Raw genomic sequence first — 14,775 nt, 5'->3', positions numbered from 1 at the left:
ATTACACTGCTGAGGTACGACCATGACCCTCGCCAACGAACAGAACGGGTCTGCTGCCAGATCCGACGAGCGGCTGAAGAAGGTATCGACGTTAACTGGCATACTACGCCGTCCTGAACTCGGCGCCGTCGCCGGTCTGGTGCTCGTGACCGTCTTCTTTCTTCTGACCGCGAACCCCGCGATGTTTACATTGGCGGGTGTCGTAAACTTCATGGCGCCGGCCGCCCAGCTCGGCATTCTCGCCGTCGGCGCGGCGCTCCTAATGATCGGCGGCGAGTTCGATCTGTCGATCGGATCGATGGTCGCTTTTGCCGGCCTCGTTTTCGGTGCGGCTCTTGTCGTCTGGCAGGTTCCGCTTAGCGTGGCGATCCTTGTCGCGATCGCATTCGCAGTCTTCATCGGAGTGACGAACGCGCAGCTCACCATGCGCACGGGTCTCCCGTCGTTCATCGTGACGCTCGCATTTCTCTTCATCCTGCGCGGTCTGACGCTCGTCGGTCTCAAATGGGCAAGCGGCGGCGCAACGCAGCTTCGCGGCATGAAGGAAGCCGTGGCCGGCAGCCCGCTCGCGCCGCTCTTCTCCGGCGATGCCTTTCCCGGACTGTTCACGTGGCTTGCGGAGGCTGGCATCATAGACACGTTCCCGAATGGCACACCGAAAGTCCCAGGCATTCCGATCGAGATCCTGTGGTTTGTCGGGATCGCACTTCTTGCTACATGGATTCTCCTGCGCACGCGCTTTGGCAACTGGATCTTTGCATCCGGTGGCGATCCGCGCGCCGCACGCAAGTCGGGCGTACCGGTCGCTCGGGTCAAGACGACGCTTTTCGTCGTCACCGCTCTTTGCGCCACGCTGGTCGCCATACTGACCGTGCTCGACGCCGGCTCGACCGACGCTCGCCGCGGTTTCCAGAAGGAGTTCGAGGCGATCATTGCGGCCGTCATCGGCGGCTGCCTGCTGACCGGTGGCTACGGCTCGGCTATAGGGGCATTCTTCGGATCGATCGTCTTCGGCATGGTGCTGATTGGCCTGACTTACACGTCGATCGACCAGGATTGGTATCTCGTCTTCCTCGGCGGCATGCTGCTGACCGCTGTCGTCTTCAACAACGTCATCCGCAAACGCGTCACGGGAGAACGCTGATGAGCACATCTCAGACGCCCCTCGTCGAGGTGAGGAACCTCGTCAAGCATTTCGGCTCGGTCATCGCGCTCAACGGCGTTTCCATGAACGTATATCCGAACGAGGTGCTCTGCCTGCTCGGCGACAATGGTGCCGGCAAATCTACCCTGATCAACACGCTTGCCGGTGTGCACAAGCCGACGTCGGGCGACTTCCTGGTCGACGGTCAGCCCCGGTTGTTTTCCGGGCCTCGCGACGCGCTCGATGCCGGCATCGCCACGGTCTACCAGGACCTTGCGATGATCCCGCTGATGTCGGTGACCCGGAACTTCTTTATGGGACGCGAACCCCTCGTCGGATTTGGTCCGTTCAAGCGCATGAACATGGACGAGGCCGACAACATCACACGCGACGAGATGCATAGGATCGGCATCGACGTTCGTGACCCGCAGCAGGCGGTGGGCACGCTTTCCGGAGGCGAGAGGCAATGCGTGGCGATCGCCCGTGCCGTGTACTTCGGCGCCAAGGTGCTGATCCTTGACGAACCGACGTCGGCACTCGGCGTGGCCCAGACCTCGATGGTGCTGAAGTACATCAACCAGGTTCGCGCCAAAGGCCTGGGCGTGATCTTCATCACCCACAACGTCCGCCACGCCTACGCGGTCGGCAACCGCTTCACCGTGCTCAATCGTGGCAAGACGCTTGGCACCTATACAAAGGACGCCATCGGCATTGATGAGCTTCAGAACCTGATGGCAGGCGGCAAGGAGTTGCAATCCCTGTCCGAAGAGCTCGGCGGAACGATCTGATCGAATTCACATCCCAGCCTGTCGGTGCGGCGCCCTTTGCGCCGCTCCACCCATCGTCATGTCCAAAAAATATGGAATCCACCATGAGTGCGTCCACGATTTCTTCTTTCCCACTTGCCGCCTGCGCAGAGATGCTCTGGCGCGACAAACCGATCGAATGGCGTGCTTCGCGCCTCAAGGAAATGGGTTTCGGCGTCGGTCTTTGGAACTGGCCGGATCACGATCTCAACAAGCTGGAAGCGACCGGCGCCGCCTTCACGATCATGAACGGCTACCTCACCGGCCGCCTGACGGACGACGAGGGTGCAACAGAACTCCTGAGGACTGCGCGCGAAACCGCTCAGATCGGAAAGCGGCTCGGAGTCCAACGGCTCAATCTGCACGGCACGGGCCTTGGAGACAGGGGCCTGCCCGTCCAGCCCATCGAAGTCGTTACAGGCGCCATGTGGCTGAAGGCGCGTGACACGCTTTGCCGCATCGTGGACATGGCCGAGGAGGAAGGCGTCACGTTTACGCTCGAAAACCTCAACCTCCCGGTCGACCACCCAGGCGTACCCTTCGGCCGCGCTGAGGACACACTGGCGCTGGTCTCCAGCGTCGATCATCCGCGTCTCCGTCTCAATCTCGATCTCTACCATGCCCAGATTGGCGAGGGGAACCTGATCGAACTCTGCCGCAAATGCTTGCCGTGGATTGGCGAAATTCAGGTGGCCGATGTGCCGGGCCGCTTTGAGCCCGGTACCGGCGAGGTCAACTGGAACGGGATTGCCAGGGCATTGAATGCCATGGGTTATTCCGGCCCGATCGGCATGGAGGCCTGGGCCGCAGGCGACCCCGAAGTGGCGCTCGAAGCCTTCCGCGCCGCATTCACCCTCTGACATTTTTCAACCTCTACAGGATCAATCCCATGCCCAAGAACAAACCCGTCAATGTCGGCCTCATCGGCGCCGGACGCATCGGTTCCTTCCACGGTGAGACCGTCGCACGCCGCCTCGTCGATGCCGAACTCGTCGGCATCGCTGACCCCGCGCCAGGGGCTGCCGCCGCGCTCGCCGGCAAGCTCGACGTTGAGAGCTCGTACACCGAAGTCGCGGACCTTCTTGCCCACCCGGATCTCGATGCCGTGATCATTGCCACACCGGCGCGGTTCCACACGAACGTCCTCGTGCAGGCTGCCGAAGCCGGCAAGGCGATCTTTTGCGAGAAGCCCATGGCGCTAACGCTTGAGGATGCCGATCGGGCGATCGCTGCGGCGCGCGCAGTCAGCGTTCCCCTCCAGGTAGGCTTCAATCGGCGTTGGGACCAGGCTTTCTCGGAAGGACGCGCGGCGATCGATGCCGGCAAGGTCGGTGCGCCGCAGCTTCTGCGCTCGCTGACTCGCGATCCCGGCCCCTTTGACGCCGATCCCGCCAAGATTCCGCAATGGACGATCTTTTACGAAACGCTGATCCACGATTTCGACACGCTGCTTTGGCTGAACCCGAATGCAAAGCCGGTCGAGGTCATGGCCGTTGCCGACGCGCTCGTGCGGCCGGATTTCCGCGACAAGGGCTTCCACGACACAGCGGTCGTCACGATCCGCTTCGACAATGGCTCGATCGCGGTCGCAGAAGCGAATTTCTGCGCAATGTATGGCTACGACATCCGCGGAGAGGTCTTCGGCTCCGGTGGCATGGTGACGATGGGGGATGTCCGGCGTTCCAGCATGACGCTGTTCGACAAGGACGGCACCACCAATGATACCTGGCGTCGTGACACCGAGCACTTCGTTCACGGCTACACCGCTCAGCTTGCTTCCTTCGTGAGAGCTGTTCGCCGCGGCGAAATGACTGAAGGGCCGGGCGGTGCTGATGCGCGCAACGCGCTTGCGATCGCCCTTGCCTGCATTGAGTCCGTTTCGAAGAAGGCACCCGTGTCGTTGCGATAGCGGCCCGACTGGGTTGGTGAAGCATCGGCGAGCAAGGGAGAAGCGGTGATGAAGGTCAGCGAGGCAACCCGGCGTCCTGGTGATGTGGCGGAGCTTAGGGGCATGTTTGCATCCAGAACCCTAAGGCTGACGAAACAACTGGAACAAGTCGCTCGAAAGGCACTGGCAAGACCGGATCTTATCGCATTCGGAAGTGCCCGCTCGGTCGCGAGCGCGTGCTCTGTTTCACCAACCACGGTCACACGGCTTGCGACAGTCCTTGGCTTTGAAAGTTTCCGGGATTTCAAGACGTTTTTCCAGCAACATCTGAGGAAGATGTCTCACTCATAGATCGCGCATTATTCTAGCCAATGGCCGTGGATCTCCACGGCCATTGTCGTTGAAAGGGCCCTCGCGCAAGGTTCCCCGATGTTGCCCTGCGGCCGAAGTAGTTCCAAAACCGCCTTCCGAATTCAGTATATGTTCTCGATTTGTGCGTCCAAAGTCGCATAATGTATCGTTGGGAACATAGTGGTCGACGGTCTCGATCCCTAACCAGTCCACCGTGACCGAAGCAATTGACCATCTACTGTGTAAGCGCCGGTGCAATCGTCCGTTCCGCCGGAACTGTTCGTACAGGGGAAGCAGGGGTGCGATCGCGCAGGCTGGCTATCGTTCAGTCAACGATCCGACAACGCGAGCGTCAGCCCAAAGCCGACGAAGATTGTCCCCGCAACACTGTCGATCCTGCGGCTCGTGCGCCGATATGCGCGGCCAACTGCCGGATGGCCTAACGCCATTACGAGGCCGCCATACCAGATCGTCGATATCGCCGTCATCGCCGCGACTGCGGCGGCTCCATGCAGCCAAGGGGTGCCGGGCGTCATGGCAGACGCAAATAGGCTGGCTACGAAAAGGGCGGACTTTGGGTTGGCGAGATTAGTGAGAAAGCCACGTCGCCAAGCTGCGAATGGGGACAATTCCGACGCTGGCGCAATGTCGATTGTTTGTTCAGGTGCTCGCATCTGCCTGAATAGTTTCAGACCTAACCATACGAGATAGAGGCCCCCGGCAACTTTGAGCGTCATGTATGCGACCGGTGCGGCCGCAAACAGTGCTCCGATGCCGAGCCAACCGGCCAAGCCCCAGCATAAGGTGCCAGCGATCGTTCCCGCCGCTGCGAATGCCGCAGTGTCTCTCGGTCCGGACAGCCCGATTTTTAAGAGTAGGAAGAAATTCGGACCCGGCGTGACGACGGCAACGATCCAAATTCCTACAACAGTTAGAATGAACATTTGTGCCTCGCAACAATGAGATTTGTCAAAACTGAAGGCGGAGTGCTACGCCAACCCCTCGCTCAATGGTCACCGACGAGGCGCGGCTTGTGTGTCTCACCAAGTCAGAACGACCTTTCCAGCAGTTCTTCGTTGAGAGACGAACTCGTGCGCGATACGGAAATCAACCATGGGGAAGATTCGGTCTACATGGACGGAGACACGCCTTTGTTTCACCAGGCAAGCGAGCTGTTCAAGTCCCGCCCCGTCCGGTTCAACCAGGAACCAAGTGGCCTCAACTCCGAGCTGGGCGGCTTCCTCGCGCAGCGATGGAGCCCAAGCAGCTTGCGCGCTGATGAGGATCCCGCCTTTTCGCAAACATTTGAGTAGACGAACACAAACGTCGCCACCCACGAGTTCGATTGCGATATCCGCGCCGTGAACGTGGTTGGCGGGGTCGACCTTTGTATAGTCAATCACGTCTTCGGCACCCAGTGCACGCAGGAAGTCATGCTTTGCGCGCTGCGCAGTTGCGATGACATGAGCACCTTTCAGTCGAGCAATCTGTATTGCAAGATGCCCCACACCCCCCGCGCCCGCGTTGATGAGCACGCGATCGCCAGGCTTCACCTTCGCTACATCGTTTAACATCTGCCATGCCGTTAGCCCCGCAAGCGGCAGCGCCGCAGCCGAGACGTGGGAAACGGATGAGGGTTTTCGTGCAAAATGCCTCGCTGGCGCTGACACGTACTCAGCATACGCTCCGGCCTGCCTCGGAAACCAGGGCATGCCGAACACTTCGTCACCGACTTTGAAACGCGTTACGCCGTAGCCGACCGCTTCCACCACGCCCGAGACATCCCATCCGGGAATGTAGGGAAGTTGGAGTGCGTCCATGTACGCCTTGCCTTCTCGGGTATAGAGATCCACGGGATTTACGCCAGCGGCTTTGACCCTGACGAGGATCTCGGTCGGGAGGGGTGTCGGACGTGGCACTTCCACCATGTGCAGCTTGTCCAAACCACCCCATTGCGTCTGCTGTATGGCCAACATCATCACACTCATTTCCATTGTCATTCGGGATCATTCATGTGCATCGTTTGGGGAACCGCTATGGCCCGCATAGGCCATAAATCACCTGGGGTTCAGAGAGACCCTTCAACCTGAAAGTGCCCAACTCGAGCACCGGAAGTTCAAGTTGGCCGACAAAATCCTCGGACATTACGATCGTTTGTCGAAGCGTTCTGGTGAGAGGTTCTATCCGGCTCACAAGGTTCACCGCCGGTCCGATCGCCGTGAAATCGAGCCGGCCTGCGGACCCGACATTACCGTAGGCAACTTTGCCGATGTGAAGAGCGAGACCGAACCCGACGGTATGACCCAACTTGCTTTGCCATTTCGTATTGAGCTCGTTGACGGCCGCTGCGGCATCATGGGCGGCGTTCGTGGCGTCACGACATACCGCAGCATGATCCGACGTCAAAGTAAGATCAAAAATCGCAAGGACCGCGTCGCCCATAAACTTGAGTACCTCGCCACCGGCCGATTCGATGGGGGAAACGACGGCGTCAAAGTAGTCGTCGAGCAGTTCAATGAGGTCTTCAGAGGAAAGAGTCTCTGCCATGTGGGTAAAGTTCTCAAGATCGCAGAGCCACAAGACGGAATTGACCGTGTCGCATTCTCCGCGCTGTATCGAGCCGGCGAGGATTTTCCTGCCAGCCCGTTCGCCAACATAAGTCGCAAGGAGGCGTTGAGCGTCGTCTCGCTCGTTGAAAAGCTCGATCACGGCTGCAAGAGCAGGAACAATGCCTTCGAGAACTGCAGCCTCGTTTTGGCTGAATCCGTTTAGGGCGCTCGACGTATAGGCGATAGCCTGGTAGCTGTTCGCCTGGAAGTCCAATGGCAGTGCGATGTAGTCGGTGCCCCCCTCGCGCCTGAGCTTGTGCAACACAGGATAGTCGGTGTCGCGCAGTTCCTCGTTGAGGCGACGCCGTATCTTTGCGCCGACCGCAAAAATATCCGCAATCGGATTGTCGAGGTAGTAGGACGTGGCCTCGATGCCGTGCGGCCTCAGTTTTACCGTGGTCGAACCTCGATCTTCCCGCCACGCAAAGGCGCGCCCCCGAATGGCTGTATGCAGCCTCCTTACGCCAAGATAGATGCGCGAGACGGAAACATGATGGTCGAGCAAACACTCGGCGAATGCCGTCACAAAAGTAGCGATGTCTTTGCAGTGGCGGCCATCGTTCAGTATCCAGAGGATGATCTCGCCCACGGCGGAGGTGTCATTCGGACATGGTGGGTTGCGAAATAGTGCCATTTTCAACCCACGGATGTCTTATCGGCGTGAGGCATGAGTTTCCCCAGTCCGACCTTCACAAGGATCAGGAAAGGTGCTGCGAACACAAACAGCAAGGAGACGGAGAGGAAACACTCGTTAAAGGATAGTGTGGCCACTTGGCCCTGAAGGGCTTCCTGGATCACTGCGGTTGCTGCGACTGTTGCTTGCTCCGTCTCGTAGCCGCGATCGGTAAGAAGGGACGCGATTGCCTGCTGGCGCTCGACTAGCAGTTGGTTACCTGCAGCGATGTTTCCGGAAAGGATCGTGCGATTGAGTGCCACCTGATGATCGAGGTAGGTGGTGAGGAAGGCGATGCCGATCTGCCCCCCTAGTTGCCGACCGAAATTGAAAAGCGCAACGCCATGAGGGACCGTCGACCCGCGCAGGTCGCCAAGCGTGACAAGCGTCAGTGAAACAAACAGCAGACCAAGGCCAAAGCCCCTCAGCAGCAGAGCCGGCATCATGTCAGGCAACCCACTTGCCGAGGTCGATCCCGATAGCAACCACATCGCCGTCATGAAACATAGGATTCCAAATGGGATGGGCTTAACCGGCGCAAGGCCTTTTAGTTGGATCAAGACTCCTGCGACAAGGAGACCAATACCGACGGTCGCCCCACTCGGCATCAGCAGCATCCCGGCGTATGTGGGGGACAAGTGAAGGACGCTCATCGAAAAGGCGGGAATGATAAAGGCGCTTCCAAAAAGTGCGAATCCTGCGACGAGGCTGACCAAGAAGCCGAAGCCGAAATGCTGATCCTTGAATGTCGCCAGATCCACTAGTGCACCGTTATTCTGCCTAAAAAGTTGCCATGCGGCGAAGGCTAGGAAAGAGAGCAGACCCACTACCGTAAGCTCCAAGATTTCAAGGTCGTCGAACCAATTGTGACGGCTGCCTTCCTGCAGGACGAATACGATTGCCGTCATTGCGACTGCCAAAAAAATCACGCCGACCCAATCAAATCTCTTGGAGGGGTTGCGGGTGGCGGGAAGAGGGGGCAACGCGAGCACTGCGATGTACCCGACGAGGCACAATGGGATGTTCGACAGAAAGACCCAGCTCCACGAGTAGTTGTCGACGGCCCATCCCTGCAAGATCGGAGAGAGGGTTGTCGGCGCCATGACGGTGCTGAAGGCAAAAATGGCCTGAACAGTTCCCTGTTCAGAAGGTGGGAAGACCTCGAACAGGACGGTTTGGCCGACTACGAGCAACAATGCACCCGAAAACCCTTGGACAACGCGCCACAATATCAGTTGTCCAAGATCGTTCGTCCCGGCGCAGGCAAGCGACCCCGCCAGCAATCCGGAAACCGCAATTGGGAGGAGCGTTGCGGCTCGCAAACGCGTAGTCAGCCAGGCAGCGACGGGGAAAGCAGTAAGCTTCGCGGCGAGGTAGGACATGTTCACCCAAGCGATTTCGTCAGGCGTAGAGTGAGTTGAGCCCATTAGATGCTCTCGGGCGACTACAAGAATGGTGCTGTTGACGGCATCTGTGAGGGCCGCCACCGTAATCAGTATGACGAATAGCCATTGGCGAAAACGCGAAGCCGCGATCGCAAAGGAGGTTTCTTGAGTGAGTTGCGACAAATCAGCCCCCCCGCTTGAAGATGGGGGAGATTTGCGATGCTGACGTTGAGAAAGAAGATTTTGCGGGCCGACGTATGAGGACCTTCACTTCGGCGGAGAGCCCAGGCACGAGACGCCCGACCAGGGGATGCCCCGGCGACAAGGTAATTTTCACAGGCACACGCTGCACGATCTTGACGAAATTTCCGGTCGCGTTGTCCGGAGGCAATAGGCTGAACGATGCTCCGCTGCCCGGTGACAGGCTGTCGACACTGCCCTCCACCGTAAAGTGGGGATACCCATCGAGCTTGACTTCGACCTTCTGGCCGACGGTGATGTTTTCCAGTTGCGTTTCTTTGAAATTCGCAATCACCCAGACGTCTCTTACGGGGACGACTGACATCAGAACCGCGCCTGGCCGCACGTATTCGCCCAACCGAACGTGTCTATTCCCGACTATGCCGGAGACTGGCGCTCGAATGATGGTCTCCGAGAGGGAAATCTCCGCCAACCTAAGGTTCGCTTGCGCTTCGTGCCGCCGGGCTATGATTTGTGCCATTTCAGATTCGATGACTGCGAGTTGAAGGCGTGCCGCCATGGCATTCGCCTTTGCACTTGCCAACGCGGCGTCGGCGCGTGCAGCAGCAGCTTGCGCGCTATCTTTGCTACTTTTGGACACCCATCCGTTTGATGCTAGACGGTCGCTGCGGTCGAGATCGCGGGTGGTTAGATCAAAGTCAGCCTGAGCTGATCGTACGTTGGCGTCTGCAGTCGTGATCAGAGCAAGTTGGTGAGATTTTCGCTGAACGAGATTCTTCTCTGCCGCCGAAGTCATAGCGACCGCAGCCTTAGCTCGATCCACATGAGCGCGGAAATCGGCGTCATCTATGCGAGCGAGGATGTCTCCAACCTGCACGACCTGGTTGTCATCCACTGCCAACGTGGTGACGTATCCGGCGACCTTGGGACCTATCGAAGTAATGTCGCCGCTGACATACGCGTTGTCCGTTTCCTCGCTGCCGGCCCGGTTTGTCCACCAGTAATAGACGTAGCTCGCTGTTATAACAGTGATCGCCGAAACGACGGCGACTATTGTGGTCTTGGCGCGCGACATGCTCATCATGGGATCTCTAAACGGTACGGTACCGTACCACAATGCAGCTTTGACGGTCTTTCGTCAAGCCCGGGTTTCAGTGCGACGCGTCAGGCGCTCGCAGTCTTGCCGTCTTTTGCGAGAAACGGTAAGGTACCGTACAAAAAATGGTGAAAGGTTAGTTGAAATCTCGATGCACGCTTCCAAAAAAAATGGCCACAGGCCTGGAGGACGCCAAGAGGAAAGGCGCCAAGAATTTCTTCGCGCTGCCTCTCAAATGTTCTTCAAAGACGGGTTCGCAGGCGCGAACGTTGACGATGTGATTGCGATGGTCGGCGGCTCCAAGCGTACCCTATACAGTTACTTCGGCAACAAGGAAGAGCTGTTCACTGCCGTTATCCGCGACATTTCCATTCGGGCTATGGCGGGACTCGTTGACGAAAGCACCTGCAAGTCGACCCTGGAGGAGACTCTTTCCGAGATCGGAACACGCTATTTGACGGTGATTATGCAACCGGACACCTTGCATCTCTATCGTACCATCGTTGCGGAAGGAATTCGGTTTCCACACCTACCTCAGGTGTTTTTCGAAAACGGGCCTGGCCGCGCGAGCAGAAGTCTAGCGCGAACACTTGAGAAACACCGAGATGCTTGGGCACTGGAAGGCCTCGACTACGAACGTAGCGCGGAGCACTTTTTCGGGATGCTCCGGGGCGATGTCCATCTCAGAGTCGTTTTGGGTTTGCAGTCGCCGCTACAGCAAGACGAGATTCAATCCATGGTTGCCAGTATTGTGAAGCTTTTTGCGGATGGCTGCCGCAGCGTCCGGCATGTCTGAAAGTACTGCATCGCACCCGACGCCGCGAGATCGGACTGCCTAACGCTCACTGATTATTTCGGCCTCAAGACACCGTCAGGAGGATGGGAATTGGCAAACACTTCCCCTTCGAGTGGCGCTGGCTGGTGACGCGGAATGAAGGGCCAGTGCTGCGCAGAATCTTCCACGAGAAGGGCGCAGCGCAGCCACGCATGGGCTCGAACTGGGGGTGGTTCGGTTACACGGCCGTCAATACCAGCTTTGGCACTCTGTGTTCGGTGTGAGCAGCCCGTTCGACGCGAAGTCTGGTGAGGCAAGATATTCCGAGTTCCATCGTCGGCGGTTCGAATCCGGTCAAGGCGAAGGATAGGAGACATCCGGAGTGGGCGGCTGTTGCCGGCTTCCAGCAAATGTGTCTCTCTGTTTTTGATCAATTGGGAGGGGAGAAATGGGGAATCCAAGTCAATTCAGCCGGGAGATCCCTCGTCGAGCGCACCGGCTCTTAGACGAGCTCTACAACGATCTCCCGGAAAGCTCCCCAGACCGCGCACTGAAGCTGAAGGCCACTTTCCTCCTCGCCATTGCGACACCCATCATCTCGGTGCCAATCGAAAGGTTGGCGCGGCAGAAGGAGCATCTCGGCGAAGAAGAAGCCGCCGATGGCATCAAAGACGCGATCACTGCCAAGACACCCGTGGGAGAGGCGCCCTTCTACACCGGCTGCTGGCGGTATTATAAACAGGCAAAGGGGGAAGCGTTTCCGCGCTTGGCAATTGACGGCTTCCCGCCGGACATTATTGGTGGCTTAGCAGCGGAAGATGCGCTCACGGCGGCCAGACAACTCAGTTCCAACGAATTTTGCTCCAACCTCCGAAATGCCCTGAGTCACGGAAGCGTCTTCTATCTTGATTCAGAAGGACCCTCGAGTGAGAACATTCGAGTCAGTCGGTTCGCGTTTGTCAGCACAGATCGGCAGCGGGATCCTCGTGCACTCCACATCCAATCCGTGACCATGGCGGACTTCCGTGCGTTCTTGGGCAAATGGGTAGATTGGTTGCAAGTCCCAGCCGCCGCTAACTCGGGAAGCTGAGGGCCATGGCCGGCATAGCGGCGCAATGCTGCCGTTCACAGACTTAAGCGTGCACGTCGCCTTAGGCGTGGACGGAATCGTGCTCCCACGAGCACTGCACGCTTGTTGCTGTGATGTTCACCTTTTGGGCCAAGGAGATCGCATAATGTATCGTCTGGAAGCGCCGGGTAGTAAGGCGGGGTGCGGACGTTTAAAAACTCTTCACTCCGGAATCATCTCAGACTTGAATGTGCCGCCGGCACCCTTCAGCGAGCACTATTCACTTATCATGCGTAGCTTTGTCAGGCTCAACACCTCGACAGCGCGTGCGCTTTTGAGTCGAATAACCCCCATCGAGCGCAGCTTAGAGAAGCTGCGTGAGACCGTCTCGATCGTCAGGCCAAGATAGTCGCCGATATCTGTTCGGGTCATTGGCAAATCGATCGTGCCCTCGGCGCCTTGGCGTTCATAAAGGTCAACGAGGAAGACGGCCACTTTTTCAAGAGCGTTCTGTTTTCCGACGACCAGAAGATGTTCCTGCGCCCGCACCATGCTCTCCAGCGCCAGCGCCATCAATTCGGGAGTACCATGGCCTGTTTCTTCGATGGCGACGGTGGTCAAACCCGTGGGCACGATGCTTTCAGCAAAGAAGCTATGCATGGCCCTCGCTTCGAAGCCGAAGGTTTCTCCGGCAACGTGAAACGCCACGACCTGCCGGCGTCCGTCGGCGAGGAGACGGAAAATCCGAACCGCGCCGTACTCGATCCGATAGAGCGCACCCGCCAGTTCGCCTTGGGCATAGATTTCGGTTTCTGCGTCGTAGAATGCGACCGGGCGCGGCCGAGCAAACGACCGACCAACAAGGCTGGCAGCGGCATTAAAGCCGAAGGAGGAGGCGATGGAAGCGGTAGAAGCGTGCATGGGACCGACCCTTTGTTGATGGTCAGATCATGACGAAGCATGGCCGCGTGCGAAATTCGTTCGTTCCACTACGCATTACTACGTAGTGCGGCCAAGGCCGCGATGACATCGGGGCCGGAAAGAGGTTTGTGAAGGACAAGAATGTTCTGAGGCCTCGCCCGGTCGATGTCTTCATCTGCAAGCAACAGGACTCTCTTGCCGGCCGCCAGCGCCAAGCATGCTTCGATGTCCGTCACCGGAAGAGATCCGTCAAGCACCAGGATCTCGGCCGCAGAGCTTCGCTCTTTTGCTGCAAGCCATGACTGGAACTGCTCGACCTGGTATCCATGCGCCTGCATTGCGAAGACCAATGAGCGGAGCAAGGCTTCGTCTTTCGCAATGGTGACGACAGGTGGCGGGCTGGACACTGCAGTTCCGTGGGTTCGAGCGATAATTCCTCAAACTTCGCACAGACTGAAAGTCCAGGCTTTGTCCCAGATCAAGATGATGGCGCGATTAGTCTGCGGTTTCCGCTGCGAGAGACATTCTGACAAGTTCCGGGAGACTGCGGGCCTGCATCTTCGCCATGACGTTCGCCCGGTGAACTTCAACGGTGCGCGGGCTGATGTCGAGCGTAAAGGCGATCGCCTTGTTCGGTTGTCCAGCAACGACCGCGGTTAGAACCTGACGCTCGCGGTCGCTGAGGGTGCTGATGCGCGCCCGAATGTCTTCAGCACTCTCGATTGGCGACGATGCATCGCTCAAACGCTCAGAGGCGCGTCGGATCGCTTCAACAATGGTGTGGTCGTCAAAGGGCTTTTCAATGAAGTCTACGGCTCCCGCTTTCATCGCTTCGACCGCCATCGGCACATCCCCATGGCCAGTTATCATGATCGACGGGATGGTTGTCTTGAGGGCGACCAGTCGGCGAATGAGGTCCAATCCGCTAAGGTCCGGCATGCGCATGTCGGTAATGAGCACGGCTTGCCGCAGATTTGGAGCAACGGAGAGGAACGCAGTGGCGGACTCGTGCACTCGAACACCCAGTCCGTTCATCGTCAACAAAAATGCGAGCGATTTCCTGACCGCCTCTTCGTCATCGACAATATGCACGGTGAAATCGTCAATCGGCATTTTCTTCCTCGTTGTATTGCGGCAAGGTAAAGCTGAAGCGGGCGCCGCCCAAACTCCCGCTGAAGACGGTTAGATCGCCACCATGCGCCTCGACGATGCGCTTGGAGATCGACAACCCAATGCCCATGCCACCAGCCTTGGTCGTTGTGAACGGCTTAAACAAGTTGGCGGCAATTTCCTCAGGTATGCCAGCGCCGGAGTCTTCGACCGCAATCATGACCTCTGCAGTGCCCAAGCGCCGAATGGTGACCAAAAGTTCCTTCTTGGGCGTATTTTTCATCGCCTCTACGGCGTTGCGCATAAGGTTTGTCAGCACCTGCTGTATCTGGATTCGGTCGACCAGGACCTGGTCTGCGCCTGATTCGAAATCGAAGACCGTTCGCACGCCTTTCTCACGCGACCCGACCAAAGCAAGCGCGCCGGCTTCTTCGACCAGTTGCCGCAGGTTGTGGGGAGACTTATCCGTCTCTCCCTTGGTGACGAATTCCCGCAAGTGTTTGATGATTTGTCCCGCACGCAGGCTCTGTTCGCCGGCTTCCTTCAGCGCATCCCGTATCTGGATGTCGCGCGGACTTTCGGCTTGCTGAAGCAGCCGCCCGCAACCGTGGACATAATTAGCTATAGCGGAGAGTGGCTGGTTCAATTCGTGGGCGAGCGTCGAGGCCATTTCGCCCATTTCGTTGAGACGGGCGAGGCGAGCCAACTCCGTCTGAACCTCTTGCAGACGAGCGGCCGATTCTTCGC

16 protein-coding genes are annotated in these 14,775 nt (G+C 58.2%); 7 read left to right on the top strand and 9 right to left on the bottom strand.

Going from position 1 to position 14,775, the window contains the following annotated elements; all coding sequences use genetic code 11:
* The first annotated feature begins 22 nt into the window (after positions 1–22).
* From IB263_RS29520 to IB263_RS29500, 5 genes are all read left to right on the top strand, one after another.
* Positions 23–1,144 carry an ABC transporter permease gene (locus IB263_RS29520; RefSeq protein ID WP_060520106.1) on the top strand — a complete coding sequence of 374 codons (1,122 nt, stop codon included), beginning with the start codon at positions 23–25 and terminating at the stop codon, positions 1,142–1,144.
* Entirely contained in the window at positions 1,144–1,932 is a 789-nt protein-coding gene (locus IB263_RS29515) for an ATP-binding cassette domain-containing protein (RefSeq protein WP_060520107.1), read from the top strand. Before IB263_RS29520 ends, IB263_RS29515 begins: the two co-directional genes overlap by 1 nt.
* 83 nt (positions 1,933–2,015) lie before the next feature.
* The gene (locus IB263_RS29510; RefSeq protein ID WP_060520166.1) at positions 2,016–2,810 is read left to right on the top strand and encodes a TIM barrel protein; all 795 of its coding nucleotides are present in this window, start codon (positions 2,016–2,018) and stop codon (positions 2,808–2,810) included.
* 29 nt (positions 2,811–2,839) lie between these two features.
* Positions 2,840–3,859 carry a Gfo/Idh/MocA family oxidoreductase gene (locus tag IB263_RS29505; RefSeq protein WP_060520108.1) on the top strand — a complete coding sequence of 340 codons (1,020 nt, stop codon included), beginning with the start codon at positions 2,840–2,842 and terminating at the stop codon, positions 3,857–3,859.
* 48 nt (positions 3,860–3,907) lie between these two features.
* Positions 3,908–4,189: a MurR/RpiR family transcriptional regulator gene (locus IB263_RS29500; RefSeq protein ID WP_089045379.1), complete on the top strand. Its 282-nt coding sequence runs from the start codon at positions 3,908–3,910 to the stop codon at positions 4,187–4,189.
* Between the two features lie 329 nt (positions 4,190–4,518).
* Here IB263_RS29500 and IB263_RS29495 read toward each other — a convergent pair whose 3' ends face one another.
* The 5 genes from IB263_RS29495 to IB263_RS29475 form a co-directional block, all read right to left on the bottom strand.
* Complete coding sequence (locus IB263_RS29495) at positions 4,519–5,133, bottom strand: LysE family transporter (RefSeq protein ID WP_060520109.1); 615 nt, start codon at positions 5,131–5,133, stop codon at positions 4,519–4,521.
* A 96-nt stretch (positions 5,134–5,229) separates the two neighbouring features.
* The gene (locus IB263_RS29490) at positions 5,230–6,177 is read right to left on the bottom strand and encodes an NADP-dependent oxidoreductase (protein WP_244496889.1); all 948 of its coding nucleotides are present in this window, start codon (positions 6,175–6,177) and stop codon (positions 5,230–5,232) included.
* 46 nt (positions 6,178–6,223) lie between these two features.
* Positions 6,224–7,387 carry an adenylate/guanylate cyclase domain-containing protein gene (locus IB263_RS34525; RefSeq protein WP_060520110.1) on the bottom strand — a complete coding sequence of 388 codons (1,164 nt, stop codon included), beginning with the start codon at positions 7,385–7,387 and terminating at the stop codon, positions 6,224–6,226.
* Positions 7,388–7,434: 47 nt separating this feature from the next.
* A complete protein-coding gene (locus IB263_RS29480; RefSeq protein WP_210338345.1) occupies positions 7,435–9,039 on the bottom strand; it encodes a DHA2 family efflux MFS transporter permease subunit in 1,605 nt (534 codons plus the stop codon).
* Between the two features lies 1 nt (position 9,040).
* Positions 9,041–10,141 (bottom strand): HlyD family secretion protein, encoded by a 1,101-nt coding sequence (locus IB263_RS29475; protein WP_244496890.1) that lies wholly within the window; start codon positions 10,139–10,141, stop codon positions 9,041–9,043.
* Positions 10,142–10,304: 163 nt separating this feature from the next.
* Here IB263_RS29475 and IB263_RS29470 point away from each other — a divergent pair, with 163 nt between their 5' ends.
* Both IB263_RS29470 and IB263_RS29465 read left to right on the top strand, forming a co-directional pair.
* Entirely contained in the window at positions 10,305–10,949 is a 645-nt protein-coding gene (locus IB263_RS29470; protein WP_063891193.1) for a TetR/AcrR family transcriptional regulator, read from the top strand.
* Positions 10,950–11,376: 427 nt separating this feature from the next.
* On the top strand, positions 11,377–12,018 hold the full coding sequence (locus tag IB263_RS29465) for a hypothetical protein (RefSeq protein ID WP_060520113.1): 642 nt from the start codon (positions 11,377–11,379) through the stop codon (positions 12,016–12,018).
* Between the two features lie 255 nt (positions 12,019–12,273).
* Here IB263_RS29465 and IB263_RS29460 read toward each other — a convergent pair whose 3' ends face one another.
* From IB263_RS29460 to IB263_RS29445, 4 genes are all read right to left on the bottom strand, one after another.
* Positions 12,274–12,918 carry a helix-turn-helix domain-containing protein gene (locus IB263_RS29460; protein ID WP_029742521.1) on the bottom strand — a complete coding sequence of 215 codons (645 nt, stop codon included), beginning with the start codon at positions 12,916–12,918 and terminating at the stop codon, positions 12,274–12,276.
* Between the two features lie 68 nt (positions 12,919–12,986).
* Positions 12,987–13,325, bottom strand: a complete 339-nt coding sequence (locus IB263_RS29455) for a hypothetical protein (RefSeq protein ID WP_029742522.1) — start codon at positions 13,323–13,325, stop codon at positions 12,987–12,989.
* A gap of 88 nt (positions 13,326–13,413) precedes the next feature.
* Positions 13,414–14,025 (bottom strand): response regulator FixJ, encoded by a 612-nt coding sequence (gene fixJ / locus IB263_RS29450; protein ID WP_029742523.1) that lies wholly within the window; start codon positions 14,023–14,025, stop codon positions 13,414–13,416.
* Positions 14,021–14,775: sensor histidine kinase (locus IB263_RS29445; RefSeq protein WP_192439373.1), on the bottom strand; the 755-nt coding region annotated here is incomplete at its 5' end. The genes fixJ and IB263_RS29445, both read right to left, overlap by 5 nt.

The organism is Ensifer sp. ENS03 (genome assembly GCF_014852035.1).
GTDB lineage: Bacteria > Pseudomonadota > Alphaproteobacteria > Rhizobiales > Rhizobiaceae > Ensifer > Ensifer adhaerens.
This window is presented reverse-complemented; position numbering and strand designations above follow the sequence as displayed.

Excerpts from the sequence above, each read along its gene's own strand:
- IB263_RS29520 (WP_060520106.1), top strand. The coding sequence starts at position 23 with ATGACCCTCGCCAACGAACAGAACGGGTCTGCTGCCAGATCCGACGAG.
- IB263_RS29515 (WP_060520107.1), top strand. The coding sequence starts at position 1,144 with ATGAGCACATCTCAGACGCCCCTCGTCGAGGTGAGGAACCTCGTCAAG.
- IB263_RS29510 (WP_060520166.1), top strand. The coding sequence starts at position 2,016 with ATGAGTGCGTCCACGATTTCTTCTTTCCCACTTGCCGCCTGCGCAGAG.
- IB263_RS29505 (WP_060520108.1), top strand. The coding sequence starts at position 2,840 with ATGCCCAAGAACAAACCCGTCAATGTCGGCCTCATCGGCGCCGGACGC.
- IB263_RS29500 (WP_089045379.1), top strand. The coding sequence starts at position 3,908 with ATGAAGGTCAGCGAGGCAACCCGGCGTCCTGGTGATGTGGCGGAGCTT.
- IB263_RS29495 (WP_060520109.1), bottom strand. The coding sequence starts at position 5,133 with ATGTTCATTCTAACTGTTGTAGGAATTTGGATCGTTGCCGTCGTCACG.
- IB263_RS29490 (WP_244496889.1), bottom strand. The coding sequence starts at position 6,177 with ATGAGTGTGATGATGTTGGCCATACAGCAGACGCAATGGGGTGGTTTG.
- IB263_RS29475 (WP_244496890.1), bottom strand. The coding sequence starts at position 10,141 with ATGATGAGCATGTCGCGCGCCAAGACCACAATAGTCGCCGTCGTTTCG.
- IB263_RS29470 (WP_063891193.1), top strand. The coding sequence starts at position 10,305 with ATGCACGCTTCCAAAAAAAATGGCCACAGGCCTGGAGGACGCCAAGAG.
- IB263_RS29465 (WP_060520113.1), top strand. The coding sequence starts at position 11,377 with ATGGGGAATCCAAGTCAATTCAGCCGGGAGATCCCTCGTCGAGCGCAC.
- IB263_RS29460 (WP_029742521.1), bottom strand. The coding sequence starts at position 12,918 with ATGCACGCTTCTACCGCTTCCATCGCCTCCTCCTTCGGCTTTAATGCC.